Annotated in this window: 20 protein-coding genes; 4 read left to right on the plus strand and 16 right to left on the minus strand. The window is 71.9% G+C overall.

Annotation, left to right across the window (positions count from 1 at the left end):
- Positions 1-21 precede the first annotated feature (21 nt).
- A complete protein-coding gene (locus tag ABEA87_RS21460) occupies positions 22-807 on the plus strand; it encodes a YaaA family protein (RefSeq protein WP_345632087.1) in 786 nt (261 codons plus the stop codon).
- Positions 808-897: 90 nt separating this feature from the next.
- On the opposite strand, the gene ABEA87_RS21465 is transcribed toward ABEA87_RS21460, so the two are convergent.
- The 4 genes from ABEA87_RS21465 to ABEA87_RS21480 form a co-directional block, all read right to left on the minus strand.
- Positions 898-1950: a CU044_5270 family protein gene (locus ABEA87_RS21465; RefSeq protein ID WP_345632089.1), complete on the minus strand. Its 1053-nt coding sequence runs from the start codon at positions 1948-1950 to the stop codon at positions 898-900.
- Positions 1950-2537 (minus strand): RNA polymerase sigma factor, encoded by a 588-nt coding sequence (locus tag ABEA87_RS21470; RefSeq protein ID WP_345632091.1) that lies wholly within the window; start codon positions 2535-2537, stop codon positions 1950-1952. Before ABEA87_RS21470 ends, ABEA87_RS21465 begins: the two co-directional genes overlap by 1 nt.
- Positions 2538-2797: 260 nt before the next feature.
- Positions 2798-3247, minus strand: a complete 450-nt coding sequence (locus ABEA87_RS21475; RefSeq protein ID WP_345632093.1) for an acyl-CoA thioesterase — start codon at positions 3245-3247, stop codon at positions 2798-2800.
- 219 nt (positions 3248-3466) lie between these two features.
- Positions 3467-4183 carry an MIP/aquaporin family protein gene (locus tag ABEA87_RS21480; RefSeq protein ID WP_345632095.1) on the minus strand — a complete coding sequence of 239 codons (717 nt, stop codon included), beginning with the start codon at positions 4181-4183 and terminating at the stop codon, positions 3467-3469.
- A gap of 151 nt (positions 4184-4334) precedes the next feature.
- Between ABEA87_RS21480 and ABEA87_RS21485 the strand changes: the two genes are divergently transcribed.
- Positions 4335-5183, plus strand: a complete 849-nt coding sequence (locus tag ABEA87_RS21485; RefSeq protein ID WP_345632096.1) for a hypothetical protein — start codon at positions 4335-4337, stop codon at positions 5181-5183.
- A 175-nt stretch (positions 5184-5358) separates the two neighbouring features.
- Here the strand turns inward: ABEA87_RS21485 and ABEA87_RS21490 are convergent, their stop codons facing one another.
- The 4 genes from ABEA87_RS21490 to ABEA87_RS21505 all read right to left on the minus strand — a co-directional run bounded on the left by ABEA87_RS21490 (position 5359) and on the right by ABEA87_RS21505 (position 11818).
- A complete protein-coding gene (locus tag ABEA87_RS21490; RefSeq protein ID WP_345632098.1) occupies positions 5359-6123 on the minus strand; it encodes a class I SAM-dependent methyltransferase in 765 nt (254 codons plus the stop codon).
- Positions 6101-7156 (minus strand): MerR family transcriptional regulator, encoded by a 1056-nt coding sequence (locus ABEA87_RS21495; protein ID WP_345632100.1) that lies wholly within the window; start codon positions 7154-7156, stop codon positions 6101-6103. Before ABEA87_RS21495 ends, ABEA87_RS21490 begins: the two co-directional genes overlap by 23 nt.
- 81 nt (positions 7157-7237) lie before the next feature.
- Positions 7238-10387: an AfsR/SARP family transcriptional regulator gene (locus tag ABEA87_RS21500; protein ID WP_345632101.1), complete on the minus strand. Its 3150-nt coding sequence runs from the start codon at positions 10385-10387 to the stop codon at positions 7238-7240.
- 300 nt (positions 10388-10687) lie between these two features.
- Complete coding sequence (locus tag ABEA87_RS21505) at positions 10688-11818, minus strand: winged helix DNA-binding domain-containing protein (RefSeq protein ID WP_345632103.1); 1131 nt, start codon at positions 11816-11818, stop codon at positions 10688-10690.
- A 342-nt stretch (positions 11819-12160) separates the two neighbouring features.
- Here ABEA87_RS21505 and ABEA87_RS21510 point away from each other — a divergent pair, with 342 nt between their 5' ends.
- Together ABEA87_RS21510 and ABEA87_RS21515 are read left to right on the plus strand one after the other, a co-directional pair.
- Complete coding sequence (locus ABEA87_RS21510) at positions 12161-12880, plus strand: alpha/beta hydrolase (protein ID WP_345632105.1); 720 nt, start codon at positions 12161-12163, stop codon at positions 12878-12880.
- 123 nt (positions 12881-13003) lie between these two features.
- On the plus strand, positions 13004-13936 hold the full coding sequence (locus ABEA87_RS21515) for a hypothetical protein (protein WP_345632107.1): 933 nt from the start codon (positions 13004-13006) through the stop codon (positions 13934-13936).
- Between the two features lie 94 nt (positions 13937-14030).
- Here ABEA87_RS21515 and ABEA87_RS21520 read toward each other — a convergent pair whose 3' ends face one another.
- The 8 genes from ABEA87_RS21520 to ABEA87_RS21555 form a co-directional block, all read right to left on the minus strand.
- On the minus strand, positions 14031-17300 hold the full coding sequence (locus ABEA87_RS21520; protein WP_345632109.1) for an ExeM/NucH family extracellular endonuclease: 3270 nt from the start codon (positions 17298-17300) through the stop codon (positions 14031-14033).
- Between the two features lie 242 nt (positions 17301-17542).
- Positions 17543-18190, minus strand: coding sequence for a response regulator transcription factor (locus tag ABEA87_RS21525; protein ID WP_345632111.1), 648 nt, complete (start codon positions 18188-18190; stop codon positions 17543-17545).
- A gap of 31 nt (positions 18191-18221) precedes the next feature.
- Positions 18222-20234 (minus strand): sensor histidine kinase, encoded by a 2013-nt coding sequence (locus tag ABEA87_RS21530; protein WP_345632113.1) that lies wholly within the window; start codon positions 20232-20234, stop codon positions 18222-18224.
- Positions 20231-20932: a D-alanyl-D-alanine carboxypeptidase family protein gene (locus ABEA87_RS21535; RefSeq protein ID WP_345632115.1), complete on the minus strand. Its 702-nt coding sequence runs from the start codon at positions 20930-20932 to the stop codon at positions 20231-20233. The genes ABEA87_RS21530 and ABEA87_RS21535 overlap by 4 nt, the downstream gene beginning before the upstream one ends.
- A 184-nt stretch (positions 20933-21116) precedes the next feature.
- Entirely contained in the window at positions 21117-23348 is a 2232-nt protein-coding gene (gene katG / locus ABEA87_RS21540; RefSeq protein ID WP_345632117.1) for a catalase/peroxidase HPI, read from the minus strand.
- 25 nt (positions 23349-23373) lie between these two features.
- Positions 23374-23715 (minus strand): transcriptional repressor, encoded by a 342-nt coding sequence (locus ABEA87_RS21545; protein ID WP_345632119.1) that lies wholly within the window; start codon positions 23713-23715, stop codon positions 23374-23376.
- 156 nt (positions 23716-23871) lie between these two features.
- On the minus strand, positions 23872-24714 hold the full coding sequence (locus ABEA87_RS21550; protein ID WP_345632121.1) for a TIGR03621 family F420-dependent LLM class oxidoreductase: 843 nt from the start codon (positions 24712-24714) through the stop codon (positions 23872-23874).
- A gap of 106 nt (positions 24715-24820) precedes the next feature.
- Complete coding sequence (locus tag ABEA87_RS21555) at positions 24821-25201, minus strand: DUF5655 domain-containing protein (protein ID WP_345632123.1); 381 nt, start codon at positions 25199-25201, stop codon at positions 24821-24823.
- Positions 25202-25735 lie beyond the last annotated feature (534 nt).

Here is a 25735-nt window from a genome sequence, read left to right on the forward strand (position 1 = left end):
GCCGGAACGCTGGGAGGCCACGTGATCATCCTTATGCACAGCTCGAAGACCATGCGGCCGCCGACGTCCGGCACGAAGCCGACCGGGACGCCGGTGCTGCTGGATCGCGCCAAGGAACTCATCGATCACCTTCGGACGCTGTCGACCACCCAGCTGGTCAAGATCATGACCGTCTCCGCCGACCTGGCCGAGAGGACGCACGACCAGTACGCGCGGTGGAGCACCGACCCGGACGACCAGGCACCCGCGGCGGAGAGCTTCGTCGGAGACATCTACAGCGGCCTGCGCGTCGACTCGTTGCGCGCGGCCGACCGGCGGTACGCCGACACCCACCTGCGGATCCTGTCCGGCCTGTACGGCATCCTGCGCCCCTTCGACGGGATCAGCCCGTACCGGCTGGAGATGGGGTACCGGGTCCGCCCGGACGGGTACGCCAACCTGTACCAGTTCTGGGGCACCGCGATCGTGGAGCAGTTGCCGGGCACGGGCCGGATCGTCAACCTGGCGGCCGGCGAGTACAGCAAGGCCGTGACGGCCCACCTCGACGCCGACCGGGTGGTCACGCCGAAATTCCTCACCGTCGACCCGGCCACGGGGACGCCGAAGTTCGTGGTGGTGCACGCGAAGATCGCCCGTGGTGCGTTCGCCCGGTGGCTGGTCACCGGGCGGGTCAAGGACACTCCCGCCGCCCTGCGGAAGTTCGACGACATCGGGTACCGGTACGACGAGGCGTTGAGCTCCCCCGGCGAGCCGGTGTTCGTGTGCCAGGAGTTCGGCGGCAAGGGCCTGTCCGTCCGGCTCACCTGAGCCCCTGACGCCAACGGGGCGGCGCGAGACGCCGGTCGGCCGCGAGGCCCCCGTACGGGCGCCCCGCGGCCGGGTCCGGCCGGGCCTAGGTCAGGACGGGAGCTGACCCGCGTTGTCGACGATCGCCGTGTCCAGCGTGGCGAACATGGCGGAGCCGAGGAACGCGTGGCTGTGCCGGTCGAAGATCAGGTCCGGAACCTTGGCCTGCGGTGCGGCGGTCGGCGCGACCCCGGGCGCCGGCTTCGTCGTCGCGGGCACCGCCGAGGGCGGGAACACCGCGATCCCCTGCCGTCCCGCCAGATCCGTCGCCTTGTCCCGCACGGTGAGCCCCGGCAGCTGCGCGAGCGCCTCGAACAGAGCGGACTCCTGAGGCCCGGTCAGGTAGTAGTTGTCCAACAGGTTCACCGCGTCGTTGAACGCCACGACATCGGACTGGGCGCCGCCCGCCCCGGAGCCGTCGGCCTGGGCCGCCCCGTTGGCGATGGCCTTCGGATCCCTGAGCCACTTCGACATGTCCCCGGGGTTCGTCGGCAGGTTCGGCAGGTACTCGGGATTCGGCTGGCACGGCATCGACTCGTACTCGCCGGGGACGACCGTGCCGTCCGGGCCGACCTTGGCCACCCGGCCGTCGCGACAGGCCGGCACCGCGGAGGTGAACTGGGCACCGGTCCCCTTGAGCGGGCCGCCCTTGAGCACGCCGTCGCGGCCGCCGTCGACCGAGCGCCAGACCTGCCGCAGCTGCGCCCCGTCGGCACCGCCGTCCTGGGCCCCGGCCGGCCCCGCCGCCCCGAGCGTGACCTGCTTGACGTACACGAACTGGTTCGCCCGCGGCGCGGTCGCGCCCTGCGGCACCACCATGGCCGCATCCCGCAGCACCTGGGCGCCGGTGACGGCGGACTGTGCCGATGCCGGGCCGGTCCCGCCCTGGGCGCCGGACCCCGGCGGATCCTGCGACCAGGCGACACCGCCGACGACGACGACCGCCAGCCCCGCCGAGAGCCCCACGGACCAGGCCAGCCGGGGGCTCTTCGCCCGCCGTCGCGGCGCCTGGCCGGTCAGTGCCCGAACCCGAACCTGCGCCGACGGAGTCTCCGACGACACCTGCGCCGCGTGCCACTGACGCAGCAGATCAATGTCATTCATCAGAAAACCTCTACGTGGTAAGTCTTCAATGTCTCGCGCATCTTGCGGCGGGCCCGGTTCAGCCTCGACCGCACAGTTCCCACCGGGATCTCCAGGGCCCGCGCGATCTCGTCATAGGTCAGCTCGACCCAGGCGGAAAGCAACAGCACATCTCGATCTCGCGGTGCCAGCGCCGCCAACGAGGCGGCCAGCGCACGACCCGCCGCACCGGCACTCACGTGGCGGTCCACAAGTTCGGCGAACTCGTCCTCCGCCGGTTGCGACGCGGCCTTGACCAACGCCCGGTACCGGGCCCGTTCCTTTCGGTGGTAGCGCGCCAGTTCCTTGGTGGCGATGGCGAACAGCCACGGACGCGCGTCGGTCCGGCTGGTGTCGTACCGACCGATCGCCCGGAACGCCGCCAGGAACGTCTCGGCCACCACGTCCTCGGCGGCCTCGCGACCCACCCTCGGATACGCGTACCGGTACAACTGAGTCGCGTACCTGTCGTACAGGACGGCGAACGCGTTCTCGTCCTGGCCGACCGCGGCTATCAAATCCGCGTCGGTCAAATCTCGCGTCAGCACCTCAGCGCCGCGCTCTGCCATGATTTCACCGCATGACCCCCTTCTCCCAGCCGACGACGACCTGTCACTGAGGTATCTCCACCAAGGCGGGATCGAGTTCACGCCGATGTGAAGGGGACGGTGCTTCGCGAACTCCTCGCTACCGGGCGGGATTGGCGCGGCTACTGGCTGGGGTTTGCGCGGTTACTTGGATCGCGCCAGGAAGGGAAAGGGCGCCTGCGCGGCTCAGGACTGCGGATCAGGACCGCGCGGCTCAGGGCTTGCGGCTCAGGGCTTGCGGCTCAGGGTTGTGCGGGGCGCAGCAATTCGGCGACGTCCGCGCGAACCTGGTCGGTCCAGGGCGTCGGGCGCAGCGTGCTCGGGTCGATCTTGACGACCCCGCGCCGGCCCTCGGCGTGCACGACGCCGCCGTCGGCGGACAGGATCCGGAAGCCGTACTCGGCGCTGGTGGTGCCCAGGTGGTTCAGCCAGAGGTGGACGAGCACCTCACCGTGGGCCACGATCGGCGCACGGTACTCGATGGTCAGCTCCCGCACCACGTTGAAGCTGTCCGGGGACATGTTCCCGCCCCCGATCACGTATCCGCGCCCGGCCCAGTACGCGGTGAGGGCACGATCCAGAATCATGGCGTACCGGGCGTGGTGCAGCAGACCCATCGCGTCGAGGTCGTCGAAGTAGACCTGAGCGGGCTGGACGTGGCCGTAGTCGATCGCGGGAGCGGTGGGCGGCATGTGGATCTCCGATACCGGTTCGAGGTGCTGGGCCGGGGCTGCTTGCTGGCGCCTGGGCTGCCCGAGGCGAACGTACTGGCCGCCGGTGCCGCCCCGGCCGCTTGCCCGACCATTTCGGATTTACGTCACAGCCCGTAGCCGCCGGCCGGCCGCCGTTCTCCGAGCCCGCATCCCGTTCGTCGCAGGGGGGAGCCGCCGGCCCACCGGCACCCGGCGCGACTACCGGCTGGCGTCAGGTCCTGGCGCTCCGGCGGCCTGGGGGCGCCACGCGTTCCCCAGCACGAACCGCAGCACGGCGGCCGCGAGGAGGCCGCCGATCAGCGGCGCCACGATGAAGACCCAGAGCTGGGACAGCGGCGTGTCTCCCGCGAAGATCGCCGGCCCGAACGACCGGGCCGGGTTGACCGAGGTGCCGTCCAGGGCCACCCCGACCAGGTGGCAGGCGGCGATGGCGATGCCGATGGCGACCGCCGCGACGCTGGACTGCTCGACCCGGCTGGTGACGGTGAGGATCACCAGTACCAGCAGGAAGGTGAGCACGATCTCCAGCAGGAAGGTGCCGCCGAGGTTGATGTGGGCGCCGTACTCGTTGGCGCCGAGCGTGCCGCTCTGGTCGGTGACCCCGCCGGAGTGCACCAGGACCCAGAGCAGGAGCGCGGCCACGATCGCGCCGACGAACTGGGAGATCCAGTACCCGATCGCTCCGCCCACCGAGATCCGTCCGGTGGCCAGGGCACCGAGCGTCACGGCCGGATTGACGTGGCAGCCGGAGATGGGTCCGAGCATGTAGCTCAGGGCCAGCAGGATGAAACCGAAGCTGAGCGCCACGACCACCACACCGCCCTCCTTGCGCGCGGCGATGGCGCTGCCCACCCCGAAGAAGACCAGCAGCAGGGTACCGAGGAACTCAGCTCCGAACCGCTTAAGATCAGCCATATCGACAGAATAGCGGCGGTATACCGCGAATTACTGAGAACCAGCGCGGTGATTCGGAAGTCCCAAAGCCTGGAGCGGTATCCGGTCGGCCCATCTGTTCCCGCCGAACCGGCGCCTAGACAAGATCATGAGCGCCGTTCACAATCTGCCGGTGCGCATACTTCTCCGGACGGCAGCGGGGCTGCTGGCTGTGGCAACGGCTGGCATTGTGGGCCTTTCGACGGGCTCTCCCGCCGCCTGGGCGGACAGCGCGCCGTCGCTGACCGTGAGCCCGAGCCACGGTACCGCGACCACGCCGCTCACCCTGGTGTACCGGCAATCGGCGATCTTGCCCAACCACCCCGAGTTCAGGCTGTGTGATTCCATCGTGGTCGTCACCATGCTGTGGGATGGTGACGTGATCGGCGACGCGCCGGCGGTGCTGGACGGTGACTTCTGCGTCGCGACAGTGCACACCACGCCGCCGAGCAACCCGGGGTACGACAAGCCGGGGGCGCACACCCTGAGTACCCGAGGCAACAGCGCTTCGGTCGCGACGGTGACCGCGACGTTCACCATCGACGCGAGCCCGGTGAAGACCACCGGAAACCCGGCCCCGACGCACGCGCCCACCAAAGCCGCCACCCGGCCCACGGCGGCCAGCGGGCCCGGGACGGCCGATCGGTCGAAGCCCGCGCCGACTACCCGGACGGCCACGCCGGTGGTCCACGCCTCCGCGCCCGCCGCCGCGAAGACCACGACGGCCACGAGGCCGCAGGTCTCGTCCAGCGGCACCCTGACGCCGCCCGCCGTCACTTCGCCCGCCGTCACTTCGCCCGCCGGGATCGCGGCCGGCGGCCCGGGCACCGCGAGCCTGCGAGCCGTGGCGCTGCGGAGCGCGGACGGTGGCTCGGCGACACTCTGGGTGTTCGGCGTCCTCGGCGTACTGGTTCTCGGCGGCGCCGCCGTCTTTGGGCAGTCGAGGTGGCGACGCCGGCGAGGTACGCGGCCCGCCGAGTGACGTCACCGCAGCGACCGCGCGGCACCCAGGTGTCCCACCAGATTGTGAGCGCCGCCGCTCCCGACGGCCACGGTTGGATCAATTAGCCGGACCGTGCGGGCCCGGCCGTCGCGCTCTCGCGCCGGCCGGGCGCCGCAACGGCTTCAGCCCCGGACGAGTGACCCGACCGTACCGGTCAGGGCCTGCCCACCAGCAGCCGTAGCGAGCCGACGAACTCCGGCTGGGTGCGCAGGTGCCCGAAGCGCCGGTCCCAGGCACCGCTGTCGAGGTCGGCGCGCAGCCGCTCCACGGCCCGGGCGGTGGCGGTTTCGTCCACGAAGCCCCACGCCGACTGGGCCGCGCGGACGCGCGGGTCGAGGAACCGCTCCGGGCGGGCGTAGAACGCCTCGGTGAACCCGTCGACGCAGTCGATCGGGACGGGTACCTCCTGGACGTCGCGGCTGGCGCCGATGGCCGCCGCGATCGCGTCGATGGCCGGGTACCGGCGGCGCTCCGCGACGACGAGTTCGGGCACGTACTCGGCCAGCCACAGCCGATCCAGCGCGTCCCCGTCGAAGGTCAGCACCAGCACCGGGCCGCGGGTCACCCGGCGCAGCTCGGCGAGCCCCTTCATGCCGTCCGTCCACTGGTGAACGGTCACCATCGCCATGGCGGCGTCGAAGGACCGGTCGTCGAAGGGCAGATCCTCGGCGCGCGCGTCGATCGCGGGTACGGCGTCCGCCGGTCGCTGGGCCCGCATGCCGGCCGAGGGCTCGACCGCCACCACGTACCGGTCGGCGGGCTCGTACGATCCGGCTCCGGCCCCGACATTCAGCACGGTCCGGGCGTTGCCGAGCGCGGCGTGCACCCGGGCCGCGATCCGCGGATCGGGCCGGCGCTCGAGGGCGTACCCCGCGCCCTTGGCGTCGTAGTCGAAGTCACCGGCCAGAACACGGTTCATGGCTGATCCTCTCTCGCAGCCAGCCCACCACCTGTTCGGCATGGCCGGCGGGTTCGGGAATTCGGGTGAACACGTGCTCGACCACGCCGTCGACCACGATGAGGGTGAGCCGCCGGTAGAGCGTCATGCCGCCGACGGTGAAGGTGGGCAGTCCCAGCACCCGGGCGGCCGCGAGGCCCGGATCGGCCAGCAGCGGGTACGGCAGCCGCAGCCGGTACGCCAGCTCGCGCTGGTAGCCGGTCGACTGGGCGGACAGGCCGAACACGCAATCGGCGCCGGCCGTGAGCAGTTCCCGGTGCCGGTCGCGAAATCCGCACGCCTGGTCGGTACAGCCCCGGGCGCCGGGGATCTCGGTGAACCCGTCGGGCAGGTCCACTCCGGGGCGGCCGGACAGCGGGTACACGAACACGACGCTGCGGCCGTCACCGCCGGCACCGAGGTCGACGGTGCGGCCATCGGTGGCCGCCAGCGCGAGCACACCCACCCGGCCTCCGACCAGCGCCGCCGGGTCGCGACCCGGATCCGTCGCCGCGGGGCGATCCGCCCCGGCCCGAGAAGCCGCCCCCACGGACCCGGCGCGAGAAGCGGCGGTGCGAGACGCGACGCGCGCGGACGCGGCGGTGCGGGTCGTCGCGGGTTCGGCGGCGGCATCGAGCACCCGCCCGGCGGCCGCGTCGAGAACCCGCCCGGCGGCCGCGTCGAGCCGGGCGCGCAGGCTGTCGCGTTGCGCCGCCAGGCCGGCGATCCGGTCGTCCAGGTCGAGGACGGCCCGCCGGTAGGTGGCCAGCGCGGCGGGGCACGCATCGCCCTGATCGTGTCCGTCGCACAGGCACTCCACGAACGGGCGGGTCTCCTCTACCCGGAGGCCCAGCGCGGTCAACTCCCGGATCTGCCCCACCAACTCGACCGCGATGGGCGGATAGTCCCGGTATCCGTTGTCGCCGCGGGTCGGCACCACCAGACCCAACGACTCGTAGTAGCGCAGCGCCCGGATCGTCGTACCGGTTCTGCGTGCCAACTCGCTCACCCGCATGATCGAGACGGTAAACCCGGACCCTGAGGTACGGGTCAAATTTAACCGCGCTCCGGTTGACCGGGCGGGTTCGCAGCGGCCTCAGGCGGAGCCGGTATCGAGCCGGGCCAGGCCCTCGACGGCCTCGCCGACCTGGCGTTCGAGGTTGAGCCGCCCGCCGATGTCGAGTGCCTGCCGGTACTCGTCGAGCGCGGCCGGACGATCGCCCAGGGCGCGGAGGGTGGCGGCCAGCTCAAGATGGGAGTCGCACTCGCTGAACAGCGCCCCGGTCTCCTGGAGGATCGACAGGGACTGCCGGTGGCAGTGCAGCGCCTCCTGGAGCTGGCCGAGGCCCCGGTGAGCGGTTCCCAACAACCGCACCGTCTCGGCGAACAACAACGGATCGCCCGGGGTCGGGGCGAGACGGCGCCGGGTCAGCAACTCCACCGCCTCCGCGAACCGGCCCTGCTTCAGGCGCAGCTCGCCGACATGGCCGTACACGATGTTGCGCTGCCGATCCGAGTCGAGCGCGTCGGCCAGCTCCGTGAGCCGCACGTACGTCTCCTCCGCCGCCGCGTAATCGCCGGCGTACATGTAGCTCTGGCCCATGTTCGAGTAGCTCAGCAGCGCTCCCTCGTTGGGCTGCGGCATGGCCAGCCACAGCGCCAGTGCCTCCCGGTGGACCGCCAGGGCCTGGCGGTAGCGTCCGCACGCGTTCAGCACCGTCGCCTTGTTGTTCAGCGAACTCGCCTGCTGGGCCCGGTCGCCGAGCGCGGCCCGCAGCGCGATGGCCTCGTCGAGGTGGCGCAGGGCCTGATCCCAGCGACCGCGGCGGAAATGCATGGCGGCGACGCTGTTGTGGCCCAGCGCCACGCCCTCCGGTTCGCCGGCCCGGTCGGCGGCCTCGATGGCGAGGCGGTGGGTGTGCAGGCAGGCGTCGTCGTACCCGCGGTAGTAGAGGTCGCGCCAAACGGCCCGGGTCAGCCGCCAGCACAGGCGGTCGTGCCGTTCCTCGGCAGCCAACTGGATGGCCGCCACCAGGTTGGCGCGTTCGGCCTCGAACCAGTCTTCCGCCGCTGACTCGTCACCCAGCGGGCGGATCCACGCGGGCACCGGTTCGAGCGAGTACTCGAACGGCATTGAGATGTTGGGCTCCAGGAAGGCCGCCCCGGTGGCGCTGACGTGCAGGTAGTACGTGAGCAGCCGAACGGTGGCCGTGCGCCGCCGCGCGGGCGGGTCGGCGGACGCGAGCTGGCTGGCGTACTCGCGCAGCAGATCGTGCAGCCCGTACCGGCCGGCGACCCGCTCCTCGACGAGGTGCGCGTCCACGAGCTCGGTGAGCACCTCGTCCGCCTCGGCGGGCTGGATCCCGACGAGGGCGGCGGCCGCCTCGCTGGTGATGTCGAGGCCGGGGTACCCGCCGAGCCGCCGGAAGAACACCTGCACGGCCGGGCGCAACTGCTGGTACGACAAGGCGAAGGCGGCCTCGACGGTGCGGCCGCCCGCGACCAGTTCCCGTAGCGGGGTCACGGCGGTACGCAGCCGCTCGGCGAGGCCCGACATGCCCCACGAGGGGCGATGGGCCAGCCTGGCGGCGGCGAGCCGGATGGCCAGCGGCAGGTGTCCGCAGCGGCGGGCGACCTCCTCGGCAGCCTCCGGGGCGGACGTCACCCGGTCGCCGGCGATGCGTCGCTGCAGCGCGATGGCCTCGGCGGTGGTCAGCACGTCGAGCGATAGCGTCGTGGCGCCGTCCAGTTCGGGCAGCCGACGCCGGCTGGTGACCAGCGTCAGGCACCCGGGCTCGGCGGGCAGGATCGGCAGGATCTGGTCGCTGGTGGCCGCGTTGTCGAGCATGAGCAGGGCGCGACGGCCGGCCAGTTCGCCCCGCCAGAGGGTGATGCGCTCGTCGAGCCGGTCGGGGATCCGGTCACCCGGCACGCCGAGCTGGCGCAGCAGGGTGTCCAGGGCGGCGCCGGTCTCCAGCGGCGCGTCGGCGTCGTGACCGAGCAGGTCGATGTACAGCTGGGCGTCGGGGTAGCGGCCGGCGACCCGGTGGGCGAAGTGGACGGCGAGGGTGGTCTTGCCGACCCCGGGCATGCCGTCGATGGACAGGATGATGGGTGCGGTCGTGGGGTGCCGCTCGGCCGAGACCGCGTCGAGCAGGCGGTGCAGGACCGGCTCCCGCCCGGTGAAGTCGGCCAGGTCGCGGGGCAGGCACCGGGGTGGCGCGGTGCCGTGCGGGGCACCGTGCTGCGGCGGCGATGACGGACTCTGGGCATCCGTATCCGCATCCGCCTCGCCCTCGGCCGCCACCCCGGTCGGCCGTGATCGGGTTGGCGCCGGGGTGCCGTGCGCCACGGAATCGTGCGCGGGATGCTCGTGCGGGTGGTCCTCGTGGGGCCCATCGTTGTGCGGCCAACCGTTGTGCGGGCCGCCCGCCGGGCCTTCGTGGATCGGGCCGTCATGAATTGGGCCGTCATGAATTGGGCCGTCGTGCACCGGGTCCGGTGCGGTGGCCGGTAGCGCGCGGCCGAGCAGGATCGCCTGGTGCAGCTCGTGCAACTGGGCGCCGGGCTCGGCGCCGAGCCCGTCACGCAGTCCGGTGCGCAGCGCGGCGAACGTGTCCAGCGCTTCGGCCTGCCGGCCCGCGGCCACCAGCGCGCGCATCAGGGCGGCGTGCAGCGGCTCGGCCAACGGGTACTCGACGAGCAGCTCACGCACCAGTTGGATGACCGCGCCGTGCGCGCCGCGCTGAAGCTCGACATCGGTCAACAGGACTGCGGCGTCCAGGCGCTGGCGCAGCAGCGCCTGCCTCGTCCGGGCCGCCCAGTCGCCGGCCACGTCGGCCAGCGGCATGCCGTGCCACAGCCCGAGCGCCCGTCTCAGCAGCGCGGACCGTTCACCGTGCGCCCGGCGCGACGTCCGGGCCGCGGCGACCAGGCCGTGAAACCGGTGCAGGTCGATGTCGCCCGGCGCGATGTCCAGCGCGTAGCCGCCGGACCGGCGCACCAGCGTGGCCGGTTGGCCGCCGTCGGCCAGGAGCCGGCGCAGCCGGGTGATGTGCGCGTGCAGGGCCCGCCGGGCGCCGTCGGGCGCGTCGTCCCAGACCCTGCCCAGCAACACCTCGGGCGGTACCGGCCGGCCGGCGTCCACGAGCAAGGCGGCCAGTACGGCTCTGCGTTGGGGCGGTCCGACCGACAGTGTGCCCCGTGGTGTCAGTACCTCGACCGCACCGAGCACCCGAAACTCCACCGAACTCCTTCCGGCACAGTGATGCCCGTTCCGTTTCCGGCCCCGTCGCCCCCATGCCCAGCCATTCGCGACGACGCTCGCGCGAGCGTGTGGGTCTATATTGTGCCCTCATACGAACGGGCGTCGATGGGCAGGCATGGCGAGCGCCCACCGCTCGCCGGGCAACTGGTTCGCGTCCCCGGCGGCCGGTTGTTGGCGGGCCTGCTTCCCCGACGCATCAGTCGTCGACGTCCTCCGCGCCGGGCCCCGGGCGGCATCACCGGGCCGCCCGGCATAGGCGCGGTTAGCGCGCTGGTCCCCCTACAACCAGTGCACCTCCGGCGAGCGCTCCACGAACCGGGCGTACCCCTCGAACGCCCGCTCGACCCGCACCCGATCGGCTTTGCTCAACGGCACCAGCGGCTGGACCGCGATGCGCACCGCGGTTTTCGCGAGAGTGCGCCGCCAGGTGCCGACGACTCGGCCGTCGCGCACCACCGTTGCCCGGAACATCCCGTTGTTGCCCGGGATGATGGCCGCCAGGTGTTCGTCGGCCACCATCAGCGAGCGGTCCTTGTAGCCCAGTAGGTATTCGTCGAACCCGGGCAGCACGACGACCTCCGCGCCGCCGGACGGGAACGGCGACGCGTCACCCCGCACGCTGTCGAGCAGCCCGGGGTCGAGGTAGGCATCCACACCGTCGACCGTGACGCGGGCGAGCGCGTCGCCGGCCGCCGCGATGCCGCGCCTGGCGTCCGCCACGGTCAACCCGGTCCAGCCGGTGAAATCCTGCCGGGTGGTCGGCCCGTGGCCGCGGAAATAGCGCAGCGCGATGGTGGCCAGCGCCTCGTCGCGGTCGGGCAGGTGAGGGTCGGGCACCCACTCGTCCAGCAGCACGAAGCTCTGCTCCTTGCCGACGTTGGGCGCCATGCACAGCAGCCGGTGGTGGCTGGCCTGCAGGAGCACGTGATAGCCGCGCTGGCCGGACGTGTCGATGCCCTCATCGGTGAGCAGCGCCAGGCACTGGGAGCGGGTCAGCCGCCCGCCGCCGGCCAGCGCCGCGCCCAGCACCTCCATGGCGCGGGCCACGATCTCCTCCGTGAGACCGAGCTCCGCCTGCCGCCTCGCCGCGCTCCGGTGCACCCGCTCGGCCATCAGGCCGACCATCCAGTGCGCGTCGCGGGACGGGACGAAATGGATGGTGCCGCGCATGGGCCAGGTGCGCAGCGCCTCGCGCCGCTCCAGCGCGGCGGTGACGTCGGCGGCGGTCTGTCCCGGCAGTCGTACCCCGAACGACCACAGGCCGCTGGCGAGATCCTGCGCCTGCATCGCCCCGAGCCAGGTCACTACCTCGGCCACGTCGGTCGGCCGGCCCGTGCCACCGGGACCGGGGCGCAGCAGCAGGTTGGCCATCCGCAGGCCGAGCACCTGCGCCCGGGTCAACGCCGTCATCGCCGCCTCTTCGCCATCGCCGCCCTCTCGTCATCGCGGCCTCTTCGTCATCGCCGCCGTCCCGTCACGGCGGCCTCTTCGCCAGCGCCGCCGTTCCGCCACGGCGGCCTCTTCGTCATCGCCGCCGTTCCGCCACGGCGGCCTCTCCGCCAGCGCCGCGCCCGCGCGGGTCACCGTAGCCTGGGGCACCGTAGCCCGGGGCACCGACAATTCCGCCGGCGTCGAGGCGGGCCACGGGCGGGTCGGCGCGCGCCGGGCGGGGCCTTCGGTAGGACAGATGTCCCGTCGCGGACGGGATGCGTGGCCCTACTCCGGACCTTCGCGGGTGGCCATGATGATCACATGACAACGAAGGCCACCCTCGTCGCCTGGCACAAGACGGACGAGGTACGCAACGCAGTGCTGCTCCTGCCCGGTGGGTCGATCAAGAGCCGGGGCCGGTACTGGTCGTTCGTGGACCTCGGGCTGCGTGCCCTGGCCCGTACCCTGTCCGTGGCCGGTGAGCCGGACGGGCTGGCGGTGTACCTGCTGCGGTACCGGTACCGGGGTTGGAACGGCGAGCACGCCGACGCGCTCGTGGACACGCGCGAGGCGCTGGACGAGATCCGCCGCAGGCACGGCTCGGTGCCGGTCTCGCTGGTCGGCAACTCGCTCGGTGGCCGCGCCGCGTTCCACGCCGCCGATGACCCGTCGGTGACCTCGGTGGTGGGAGTGGCGCCGTGGCTGCCGGAGGGAGATCCGGTCGATCAGCTGGCCGGCCGCCGGGTGCTGATCATGCACGGCGAGCGGGACCGTAGCGAAGCCTCGGCGGCCAGCTCGCTCGCGTACGCTCGCCGGGCCCGCGCGGTAGTGCCCGATCTGGCCCGATTCGAGGTCGGCGGCGACGGCCACTACCTGCTCCGTCGGGCGGTCGACTGCTGGGCGCTGACCACCGGATTCGTCACCGCGACCGTCGGTACGCGACCGCTGCACCCCGCGATCGGCGCGGCGATGGCGGCCCAGGAACCCGACTGCCTGAACGCCCCGCTGGCGGTCGGCTTCGGCGGCCAGGCGGACGGCTGAGCCGGCCCCGTCAGGGCCCGCCTGTCGCCGGCCGCCGGCCCCGTCTGGTCCGCGGCCCGGAGCCGGGGCGAGTGTGGCCAGTGCCGTCACCGGTTCCGGCTCGGCGGCGGCCATTATCTAGGGATGGAGTTGACGCGACCGGAACGCGAGCGCCTGGCCGACGAGCACGGTGAGCAGGCACGCAGGCTACGCCTGGCCGGCCAGCCCGCCGAGGCCATGCACCACGCCGACACGGGCGTTGCCCTGGTCGAGGGGCTGCTGACCGAGCGGCCCGACGAGCCGAGCGTGATCTGGGCGCTCGCCGGTCAGCTGGACAACCGGGCAGCGATCCAGGAGGAACTGGACCAACCCGCGAACGGCATCCCGGACGCCCGCCGCAGCGTCGAGCTGTACCAGCAGTTGATCACCTCCGACACCCGGGTGGGCGCGTACGCCGCCGAGGCGCAGACCCGGCTGGCCCGGCTGATCGCCCTGGCGCCCGACGGTACCGGGCCGGGCGGTGTGGACGAGGCACGCGACGCGGTCAGCGGCGCGGTCACCACCTACCTCCGACTGGCCGGGGCCGACCAGCAGCACTGGCCCGGCCTGGCCCGCGTCCTGTACGCGCGGGGGGAGGTGTTCCGCCTGCTCGCGGCGGCGGCCAGCGAGCCGCCGTCGACCGAGACCCTGGACTCCTACATCGACGCGTTGCAGGTGTACGACGCCCTCGGCGAGCAGGTCGGCGACGAGGACAACCTGTACCATGCCCGGGCGTTGCTGCAAACCGCCCGGATGTATCGCCACCCCGACGCGGACCTGGCCGACATGCGCGGTGTCGCGACCGCGGCGGCGGACCGGTTCTGGCAGCGCGTCAACGAGGGCCGCGGCGGCTATGACGACTGCGTGGCCGCGCTGCACCTGCTTGGCGAGATCATGCGCAGTGAGGGCGCGCCGGACTGGACGCAGCCGCTGCGGGCCGCCCGGCACCTGCTGGCCCGCATGGTCCGGCCGCTGAGCGAGGAGACGGCGGAACGGGAGCGCGACATCGACCAGCACCTGGACGGCCCGACCCCCTGACCCGCCCGCGTCCCATGCCGTCGCGCACCCCGTCACGCCGAAGGGGCCGCCCCCGACTCGCGTCGAAGGCGGCCCCATTGACCGTCGGACCTGCTCAGCCGATCGGCTGCCAGGGGCCGTTCGGCTGGCCCGGCGCCTGGTTACGGGTCCACCACTGCGCCCTGTACTTCTTGCCCAGGTAGCTCACCACATCGCCGGTGTTGAAGATGCGGGACGCCGTCCAGATGGCCGTGCCATCCGCCGTCGTCTCGATCTGCTCCCACGCCCCGTTGGGGTCGCCCGGGTTCTGGTTGCGGGTCCAGTACAGCGCCCGCCAGGTCGAGCCCTGGTAGCTCACCAGGTCGCCGGTGTTGAAGATGCGGGACGCCGTCCAGATGGCCGTGCCATCCGCCGTCGTCTCGATCTGCTCCCACGCCCCGTTGGGGTCGCCCGGCTTCTGGTTCTGCGTCCAGTACAGCGCCTGCCAGATCGAACCCTGGTAGCTCACCTGGTCACCGGTGTTGTACACGGTCGAGGCGTTCCAGGCCGGCGCGGTCGGCGTCGACGGGAGGTTCAGCCCCACGACGACCGGGTCGTGGTCGGAGGCCGCGAACGGGTCGGTGCCGTTGAACAGCAGGGTGGCGTTGTAGTTGTAGCGGCTGTAGGCGTAGGCCACGGCCTCCTGCGCGTTGATCTGCCACACGTCCGCGCCGGTGACCATCGCCCGCGCGGCCGGGTTGGCCAGCACGTGGTCGAGCGAGCCCTCCAGCCCGTCGAACGAGTACGTCTGCTCCGACGGGTCGAACGTGCTGCCCATGTCGGTATAGCCGTCGGCGTACAGGGTCTGCAGCGGGTCCTCGTGCGTGTAGGCGTTGAAGTCGCCGACCAGGAAGATCCGGTCGGTGCCCAGGTTTGCCGCCTGCTGCGACGCGAACGTGGCGACGTCCTGCGCCTCGTGCACCCGGCTCTCGTTGAAGGCGCCCTGGTCGACGGCCGGGGACGAGGTGTCCTCGGTGTCGCCGGGGTAGAGCGTGTTGCTGTCCGCGCCCTTCGACTTCAGGTGGTTGGCCACCACCAGGAACGCGTCCTGGTCGGTCGCGCCGGCCTTCTTGAAGCCCTGCGCCATCGGCTCACGGGCGATCGAGAACGGCTGGCCCGGGCCCGAGTCGCCGGTCAGCACGGTTGACGACCCCACCAGGGCGACGTCGGCCGGCTTGTAGATGAACGCGGTACGGATGACGTCCTGCTGGTCCAGCGGGGGAAGCTGGTCGGCGGACGGCGATGGTGCGTAGGCCCAGACGTTCGAGCCGGCCGCCGCGTTGAGCGCGTCGACCAGGCCGGCCAGCGCGGTGTCCCGCGGCTCGCCGAACTTGGAGGAGTTCTCGATCTCCTCCAGCGAGACGATGCTCGCACCGAGCCGGTTGATGCCGGTGACGATCTTCGACTGCTGCCTGGCGAAGTTGACGTCGTCGGCCGCACCGCGCGGGCCGGCGCTGCCGTCCGTGCCGGTGCAGGTGTTGACCGCGATCCGGTTGCCCTGCCGGTCGGTGTAGTACGAGCAGGTGCCCAGGCCCTTGGCGACGTAGTCCTCGCCCGTCATCGGGAAGTAGTTCTCCACGTTGAACGTGGCCAGGCGCACGTCGCCGCCGACCGAGGTCGGCTGCTGGTTGCCGGTGCGGGTGTCGGTGAACGTCGCCACCGCCGAGCCGTCGTCGGTGACCTGCTTGGTCGGCTGGAAGTTCCACAGCGAGAACCGGTAGTCGAGGATCACCGGCTGGTGGAAGGTGACCTTCGCGCCGACCGAGACCGAGTTGGTCGCGGTCAGCCACGGCAGCGGGCTGTTCGCGTTGGCGCCGGTGCTGTAGTTGATGCTGGAACCGTCGTCGAGCGTCACCATCCGGGCGGCGTTGTCGGCCGCGGCGGCCTGCGCGTCGGCACTGCCCGCGGTGCCGGCGTCGGTCGGCTGGCGCAGCGGCGTGTCGCCGGCGGCCAGGGTGAACGAGCCGTACCAGTTGGCGTCGAAGTTGTCCGACACGGTGAAGTCGCCCTGGGGCGCCATCAGCTCGCCCTCGTGCGCCTCCTTCTGGGCGTCCGTCGCCAGATCCGACCACGGGATCTGGTCGGCGACGACGGCCGGCAGCGCGGTGGCGAGCTTGCTCACGGTCGGGAACTCGATCTCGGTCTCGCCCTGGAACTCGGAGACCTCGCCGGTCACCTCGACGCTCTCGCCGACCGTGACCTGGCCGACCGACTGCGACCCGAAGACGAAGACCGCGTCGGAGGCGCCCGGGGTCTTGTCGGCGGCCTCGGTGCCGCCGGCACCGCCGGTCTCCAGGTAGAAGCCGCTGAAGCCACCGGTCGGGTAGGCCGCCACGACGACGCCGTCGGTCGTCACGGTCTGCCCGCTGTACGGCGAGGTGTCGGTGTTCGTGCCCTGGATCGACGCGATCGGCACGACGGTCCCGGGGGCACCGGCGACCTGGAAGCTGAAGGTCGCCGAGCCGCTCGCACCGGTCGAGTCGGTGGCGGTGACCGTCACCGACGAGCTACCGGCGGCGGTCGGGGTGCCCGACACCGTGCCGGTCGAGGAGATCGTCAGCCCGGCGGGCAGCCCGGTCGCCGTCCAGGTGTACGGCGCGGTGCCGCCGGAGGCGCTCAGGGCCAGGGCGGCGATCGCGGTACCGGACGTGGCGGTCTGCGTACCCGGGTTGGTGACGCTGACCGTCCCGGTGCCGGTGCCGCCGTCGGACGCGGCGTCCTGCGGGGTCGGGCCGGCGACCTGGAAGTCCGTGGCGTTGTTGTCCGTGTCCGTGCCGGCCGCGTCGCGCTGGTAGCTCGCGGTGAGCGAGTTACCGCTCGGTGCGCTGCCCTCCGGCGAGTTGCTGGTACCCCAGCCGATCTTGTCGATCACGGTGGAGTCGGTGGGGAGCACGCCCGACGTGCTGGCCGCGATGAACAGCGTGCCGCCCCCGGCGCCCGGGTTGACGCTCCCGCCGGTGCTGAGGTCGGGCGTGGGCAGCGGCGCCCCGGGGTTGCTGCTCGCGCCGTTGCTCGGCAGCTGGATCAGGAAGTGGCCGTGCCCGGCCACCGTCCCGGTCAGCGTGAACACCTGCGAGCCGCTGGGCACCACGGTGCTCGTGGGCGCCCGGTACTGCAGGGTGTCGCCGGCCAGCGAGATGGCGCTGGGCGTCGGGTTGTAGAGCTCGACGAACTTGTTGAGGTAGGTCGCGCCCGCCGAGCCGCCGTTGACGTACGCCTCGCTGATGACCAGGCCGGTACCGGCCGGGTTGGCGGACGCCGGAAGGGCGAGCAGTGAGCAGGAGAGGCCTACCGTGGATAGTGATAAGGCGGCGATGGTGGCTCGCCGGATAAGCGGCGCAGACAAGAGCCGCACCTCCAAGTGGGTCGATGGAGTCAGACGATCCCCGATGAGTCGGGGACCGACATCTGGACGCTAGGCGCCAGGCTTCCATCACGTGAAGACGAAATCTGAACGACATATGACAGGCTCAGCAACTTGGCCGAACGCGACGATGAGAAGTTCGAGTGGCCGGGGTGCGTCCGGCCGGACGTCGGCTCGACGCGACCCGTTAGGCGGTTGACCTACCGCCGTTGCCATGCCGGCCGCTAATCCCGGTCGAGACCCTGCTCGATCGCGTAGCGGGCCAACTCGACGCGGTTGTGCAACTGCAGCTTGCCCAGCGTGTTCTGCACGTGGTTCTGCACCGTGCGGTGCGACACCACCAGCCGCTCGGCGATCTGCCGGTACGACAAGCCCTTGGCCACCAGCCGCAGCACCTCGGTCTCCCGGTCGGTCAACCGGGGCGTGTCGGTCGGCGGCGCGGGTACGGCGGCGAGCCGGCGGTACTCGCCCAGCACCAGGCCGGCCAGACCGGGCGTGAACACCGGGTCGCCCGCGATGCTGCGGGCCACGGCGTCGAGGAACTCCGCGCGGGCCGCCGACTTCAGCAGGTACCCGATGGCGCCGACCTTCACGGCGTCCAGCACGTCCTGCTGCTCACCGCTGGCCGACAGCATCAGCACCCGCACGCCGGGATCGATGGCGAGCAACTCGCGGATGACCTCCACGCCGGACAGGTCCGGCAGCTGAAGGTCGAGCACGACGACCTCCGGCCGGGTCGCCCGCGCCACGCGTACCGCCTGGGCGCCCTCGCCGACGGCGGCGACCACTTCGTACCCGGCCTCGGTGAGGTCCCGGGCGACCGCATCGCGCCACATCGGATGGTCGTCCACGACCATCACCCGGGTACGCATGCCGGTCACCCTATCCACGGTCGGCGGGCGGTCACCGGCCGGCGGGCGGCTTGCGCGGCACCCAGAACTCCACCTCGGTACCCTCCCCGGGGTTACTGTGGATGGTCGTCGTGCCGCCGCTGTCCGCGATCCGGCCCCGCATCGACTGGGCCACCCCCAACCGGCCGGCCTCGGTCGCCTCGTCCAGCCGTTCCGGGCCGAACCCGACTCCGTCGTCGCGAACCGTCACCCGCACCCCGTCCTGCTCGTCCTCCACCAGTACCCAGGCCCGGGCACCGGGCCCGGCGTGCTGGCGCACGTTGTCCAGGGCGGCCCGTACCGCGGCGGTCAGCTCGGTGACCGCCAACGCCGCCAGCACCACCGGCCCGGCCGGCGCGCTCACCTCGATCGCCGGAGACGCCAGCGCCAGCAGCGGGGTGCGCAGGTCCTCACTGGCCCCGCGCCGCGTCGTGGTTCCGCCGGTGAGCAGGCTGCGCAGCGCCACCTCCTGCTCGCCGGCGAGCGCGGCCAGCTTGCCGCCCTCCCCGCCCAGCTCCGAGCCCTGCCGCTGCACCAGTGCCAGCACCTGGAGCACCCCGTCGTGGATGGGGCGGGCCAGCCGTTCCCGCTCCGCCGCGGCGGCCTCCCGCCGGATCTGCTCGGTGTGCTGCCGCTCGGCCCGCCGCACGGCCAGTTGCCGCGCGACGCCGACCCCGCCGATGGCCGCGCCCGCGACCAGCAGCAGGACCGCCGACGTGGTCGTGTGGTACACGGGGTTGTGATAGACCGGCTCCTGCAGGTTGCCCTGCCGGTAGGTGCCCTCGATCGTCTGTAGGCCGCCCTCGGCCAGGATCCCGGCCAGCGGCCCCAGCGCCGCCGGCAGCGCGCCGCGGGTCGCCAGCACCGGCGCCGTGGCGCCGACGACCGCGGTCGCCGCGGCGGTGATCGCGACCAGGATCAGCAGCGCCGGTATCAGGCTGCGCTGCTCGGCCAGCTTCTCGGGCAGGCCGGTCGTCGCCACGTACGCGATGAACAGGATCATCGCGGTGGACACCGCCAGCGCTCCGGCGAGCGGGAAGCGCCATCGGTTGCCCGCCGCGACCATGCCGAGGGCCACGCCGGCCAGCGCGCCGAGCAGCCGCGTGGGATCGCTGCCCACCAGCGCCATCACCGCGAGGCTCACCGGCGCCACCACGGCGACCTGGATCGTCGCCGCGGTCAGCGCCGTGGTCAGCGACCACGGCCCCGCGACCGCCGCGAGGATGCCGACGACCACCAGGGTGATCGCCCCGATCACCGCCATCTCGGCGGAGCCGTGCCGGTACAACGCGGACCAGGTGACCCCGAGCAGGTCGGCCAGCCGCTGCGTGGTCAGCAGGGACAGCGGGATCACCACGCAGGTCGCCAGCGTGCCGGCCACGATCAACCGGAGCCGGGGCCACGACCAGGCACCGGCCGCCCCGCCTCCGGCCGCGGCCCGGTCGCCGCGCGCGTGCCCCCACACCACCGGAACCAGTCCGACGAGCCCGACCCCGACCAGCACGGTGTGCCAGCGGATCAGGTCATCGCTCAGCACCGCCCCCCACCTCACCTGGCCGAGGCCGACGCCGAACAGGCGGGCACCGAGGGTCAGGCCGGTGAGCGCCGAGGCCCAGCCCATCGCGCTGCCGGCGAGGCCCTGGGCGCAGGCCAGCACGCCGATGATCGCCAGCGGATACCCCGCCGTGCACACGATCGTCACGCCGATCGGATAGTTCACTCCCGCCAGCTCAGACAGCAGCGGCGGCACGGCCAACAGCCCCGCCAGGAGCAGCAGGTATGGCCACCAGCGCAGCGCGCACAGCCCGACGACCGTGGCCACGATCGGCGCCGCGACGAGCCCCCAGCCCACGCCGTACGGCTGGAACCGCTCCACGGCGTCGAAGAAGTCCGGCTGAGTGGCGGTGTAGCTGGACGAGGTCGACATGGTGAGGAACAGGCAGCCGCTGATTCCGGCGAGAATCACGCTCAGGCGGCCGCCCAGCGCGCCCCGCTCCGCGGCCGGCCGCCCGATCGGCTCGCTCATGCCGGAGACCATTGACCGATTCTCTCGTGCCGGGCCGCCCCGGAGGTGACCCATCCGCCGGTCGGTTCGCCGACCCGGCCGCGAGCGGGGATCGAGGCGCCCGGATGGGACAGGCGCGCCGGCGCGCCCTCGGGCCGGTACTCGAAGTGCCACCACTCGTTGTCGTACACCCGGTACAGGTGATAGCGCCCGCCGTGCCGCTCCAGCCAGCGGGCGCCCTCGGTGGGCCGCACGTCCAGCGCGGTACCCGCGACGTGCCGCGACTGGTGCGGCGGGAGGATCCACAGCCGGGCCGCCTGCGGCGATCCGGTGCGGCGCACCATCTCGGCGAACAAGCGCTCCTGCCGCGCCGCGCTCCGGTACCCGTCGGTCAGCCCGATCAGCTCACCGTCACGCCACAGCGCCCGGGTACGCGCGGCCTCGAAGGCCGCGCGGGTCTGCGGGGTGAGGCCATGAAGATTCTCGGCCGGAAAGCGCGCGGCGAGCGCCCACTGACAGGCCACGTGCCGGGCCCGGCGCGGCGCGGCCGCGAAGGCCACCGGTAGCAGCAGCACCGCGAGCACCCGGGTGACGATCCGGTACACCCGGTCGCGGCGTCGGGTCGACCGCGCCGGGGTCGCCCCGATCTCGGCCGGGTCGGGGCTGCCGGACCGTGCTGGTGCCAGCCGATCCAGCCGATCGGGAATGGAGGGGCGCATGCGGATAAGGTCGCATCGATGCGCGCCGCCCGGCCTGAGCCCGGCTACTCATCCTCCGTAGGTAGCCCCACCCGGGTGGCCACCCCGCCGGCTCGGTTGGTTCTGGGCCGGCCTCGTTCGGGTCTGTTCCGGCCGGCCCGGTTGGGTCCGGGCCGGCCCGCGAGGGCCGGCCCGGACGCCGGGATCACACGAGGTCGAACCGGTCCAGGTTCGACACCTTCACCCACGCGGCGACGAAGTCGCGCACGAACTTCTCCCGCGCGTCGTCGCTCGCGTAGACCTCGGCGAGCGCGCGCAGTTCCGAGTTCGAACCGAAGACGAGGTCGGCGCGGCTGCCGGTCCACTTGACCTCGCCCGTGGCCGAGTCACGACCCTCGAACGTGTTCGCATCCTCGGACGTCGCCTTCCACGTCGTACCCATGTCGAGCAGGTTGACGAAGAAGTCGTTGGTCAGCGACCCGGGGGTCTTGGTGAGGACGCCCAGCGACGACTGCTGGTAGTTCGCACCCAGCACGCGCAGCCCGCCGACCAGGACCGTCATCTCGGGCGCGCTCAGGGTCAGCAGGTTCGCCCGGTCGATCAGCAGGAACTCTGCCGGCAGGCGGTTGGCCTTGCCGACGTAGTTGCGGAATCCGTCAGCGCCCGGCTCGAGCGCGGCGAAGGACTCCACGTCGGTCTGCTCCTGCGAGGCGTCCGTGCGCCCCGCCGTGAACGGGACCTCGACGTCGAAGCCGGCGGCCTTGGCGGCCTGCTCGACCGCCGCGGCCCCACCGAGCACGACCAGGTCGGCGAGCGAGACCTTCTTCCCGCCGGTCTGGGCGGCGTTGAACGCCTCCTGGATCCCCTCCAGGCCGTGCAGCACCTTCGCCAGCTCCGCCGGGTTGTTGACCTCCCAGCTGCGCTGCGGCTCGAGGCGGATGCGCCCACCGTTGGCGCCGCCGCGCTTGTCGCTGCCGCGGAACGAGGCCGCCGCCGCCCACGCGGTGGACACCAGCTGCGACACCGACAGGCCGGAGCCGAGGATCTGGGCCTTGAGGGTGGCCACGTCCTGGGCGTCGATGGTCTGATGCGTTGCGGCCGGGATCGGGTCCTGCCACAGCAGCGTCTCGGCCGGCACCTCCGCGCCGAGGTAGCGAACGACCGGACCCATGTCGCGGTGGGTCAGCTTGAACCAGGCCCGGGCGAACGCGTCCGCGAACTCGGCCGGGTTCTCCAGGAAGTGCCGCGAGATCCGCTCGTAGACCGGGTCGACCCGGAGCGCGAGGTCCGTTGTCAGCATCGTCGGGGCGTGCTTCTTCGACGAGTCGAACGCGTCGGGAACCGTGTCAGCGCCCGCGCCGTCCTTCGGTTGCCACTGGTTGGCACCCGCCGGGCTGTGCGTCAGCTCCCACTCGTAGCCGAACAGGATCTCCAGGAAGGTGTTGTCCCACTGGACCGGGGTGTTGGTCCAGATACCCTCCAGGCCGCTGGTGATCGCGTCCGCGCCCTTGCCGGTACCGAAGCGGTTGCTCCAGCCGAGGCCCTGCGCCTCCAGCGGGGCGCCCTCGGGCTCGGGGCCGACGTTGTCCGCGGGACCCGCACCGTGGGTCTTTCCGAAGGTGTGGCCGCCGGCGATCAGCGCGACCGTCTCCTCGTCGTTCATCGCCATGCGGCGGAACGTCTCGCGGATGTCCCGTGCCGCGGCCATCGGGTCCGGGTTGCCGTTCGGGCCCTCCGGGTTGACGTAGATGAGACCCATCTGAACCGCGGCGAGCGGCGTCTCGAGGTCCCGGTCGCCGGTGTAGCGGTTGTCGCCGAGCCACGTCGTTTCGGGGCCCCAGTAGACGTCGCCGTCCGGCTCCCAGACGTCCTCACGGCCGCCGGCGTAGCCGAAGGTCTTGAAGCCCATCGACTCCAGGGCGACGTTGCCGGCGAGGATCATGAGGTCGGCCCACGACAGGCTCTTGCCGTACTTCTTCTTGACCGGCCACAGCAGGCGGCGGGCCTTGTCGAGGTTCCCGTTGTCCGGCCAGCTGTTCAGCGGCGCGAAGCGCTGCTGCCCGGCACCGGCGCCACCGCGGCCGTCGCTGATGCGGTACGTGCCGGCGCTGTGCCACGCCATCCGGATGATGAACGGGCCGTAGTGGCCGAAGTCGGCCGGCCACCAGTCCTGCGAGGTCGTCAGGGTCTGCGCGATGTCCTGCTTCACCGCGGCGAGGTCGAGGGTCTTGAACGCCTCGGCGTAGTTGAACTCCGTGCCGAGGGGGTTGGCCACGGCGGGGTTCTTGGCGAGGATCTTCAGGTTGAGCTGGTTGGGCCACCAGCCGCGGTTATCGCCGCCCTGAGTGGGGTGGGGGGCGCGTCCGTGCGCGACCGGGCAGCGAGATTCGCTTCCAGCGTCGGCGTCGTGAACGACGGCGTCGTGGTTCTCGGACATCGATTTCCTTCCGTGACTGGGTAGATCAAGGGGACCAGAAGTTGGCCGCGGCGCGGTCGAGGTCGGCGACGCGGCCGCGCAGTCCGCGCGCGACGTGGTGGTGGTTGTCCTCGACCCGCGACTCGGAGCGGGCCAGCGAGCCGGACGGCCGGCTGCGCCGCACCGGGCCCGCGGCCGTCGGCGCACGCGACGAGTCGTACCCGGCCTGGTGAGAGACCGCGGGGAGGTCCGCGCGTACGGCATCGGCGACCCAGTCGGTGTCGGCCGGCGGATGCGCGCGCACCGCGTCCAGCACCGCCACCCGGGGACGGGTCACGCGTAACGCGGCCCCGCGCAGCATGCACTGGAGGTCCCGGGTCGTGGCCACGTACCGAAGTCTGGTCAGTTTTCTGGAATCAGTCAAGATTATGGGCCGAAGGTCACCGTGGCCCTGGGACCGGCCGGATCGCGCTCCGGTGACCGGTCGAGCGCCCGAATTGGCCCTGGTCGGGCGTGATTCGTGCCGACGGTGCGGCCGCGGCGGTCAGCGCAGCAGCGCGAGGACCTCGGCGAACGTCTTCATGTGCCCCTGGAGGACGCTGATGTAGCTGATGCCGAACTCTTCGCGGTACCGCAGCAGGGTGTCGGCGATGTCTCGTGGCGAGCCGACCAGGATGCCCGGCAGGTCGGCCAGCTGCTCGGGCGACTTGCCCGACGCGGCGCTGATCACGGAGAGATCGATGTCGGCCACCCGGGCGCCGACCCCCGCGACGAACAGGTTCAGTTCGAGGTCACCGATCCGCTGCCCGGCCGCCTCCCGGACGCGCTCCACACGGGCGCCCAGCGCCTGCTCAGGGGTACCCGCGCCGAAGCCGGCGTTGATCGGGAAACTGAGAATGTCGGCCTCGCGGGCGGCCAGCGCGAGAGCGCGGTCACCGGAGGCGGCCACCATGATCGGCGTCGGGTGCAGGTCGGCCTCGGCCGCCAGCAGTTCCCGCGTGCGCGTGAGGACCTCTTCGAGCTTGCGCAGGCGCGATCCGGGCGTGCCGAACGGCAGGCCCGCGGCCGCGAACTCGGCCGGCACGTAGCCCGCGCCCAGTCCGAGCTCGAGCCGGCCGTCGGTGAGGCGCTGCGTGCCGGCCACGTCCCGGGCGAGGTAGGCCGGGCTCAGCACGCCGGCGTTGAGCACGTAGGTCCCGAGCCGGATGCTGGTCACGTCGGCGGCGGCCACCAGCGCCGGAAAGGGCGCCGGCATGCCGAGGTGATCGGGCACCTGCAGGACGTCGTACCCCAGGTCCTCGATCTCCCGGGCCTGGGCGCGCCAGGCCGACTGGGAGGAAGCGACCTCGACCAGGCTCACCCCGAAGCGAAAAGATCGAGCGTCCATGACAACCCCCCGAGCGGCGATCAGGGCCAGGCGCACGCCGGCCCATCGCCGTCAGTTCATCACGACGACACCGATCGCATGCCGGATTTGACCCTGTATCGGGGTGCTATGCCGGGCCCGCCATGTGCGCACCCTGCCCGACCGCGTACGCCTCGCGGACCCAGCCCATGAACTCCTCGTCCAACTGGTCGGCGCTGGTGATCCGGATCTGATGGACGAACAACCGGTTGGTGTACGGCGCCGAGCTGATGATCCGGGGATCGGTCACCACCCGCTGTAGGTCCAGGTAGGCGGCCAGGCCGCGGCCGGTCGGCTTGCCGCCGGCGAAGCCCCTCCGGGTGCCCTTCAAAGTGATCGTCGACTTGGAAACGGCATAGCTGAAGGGCCCGCACGCCTCGACCATCTCGATGAACCGCCGGTAGAGCGCGACTGAGCTGGCCGGCTGACCCGCGAGGTGGTCATCCACTGTCCATTCCGTTGGCGCCATGGGCCGACTGTACTGACGGCGGGACAAGATCAGGGGCCGCCGAGTGGCGGAGTTCCGCCCGCCGGCGGCCTATTGCGCCGAGAACGGCCGACCGTGCCATCGCGGGAGAGCGGCGAATGGAGATCGCAGTCCCGCCGCTCCATCCCCAAACAATCTCGCTCAATCGGCTGCTGCCCGCCAGTATGGACGGATATGTCGCACTACATCCGGTCGAATCATGCGGGCCAGGGGGTGGCTAGGGGGTGAACGAAACGCTCCGAGCGGGCATGCGTATAGTTACCCACGACGCGGTCGCCACGGCCTCACTTCTTCACTACTGGGAGTGCGGACAAGGTGACCAAGTTGAAAGGCGTCAACCCGCGAAACACGGATTTGACGGTACGGACTTCGGTCAGCTAAGTTAGTCGAGTTGCCCCGCTACAGGGCCTCTTAGGGGGCCGGGTACGGTGTGTGTTTGTTTTTTGAGAACTCAACAGGGTGCTTGTAAAAGCCAGTGCCAAATATTGGTAATTTCCCCCGTCAGGGGATTTGGCA

Origin of the sequence: Rugosimonospora acidiphila, assembly GCF_039543385.1 — a bacterium.
Taxonomy (GTDB): Bacteria; Actinomycetota; Actinomycetes; order Mycobacteriales; family Micromonosporaceae; genus Rugosimonospora; species Rugosimonospora acidiphila.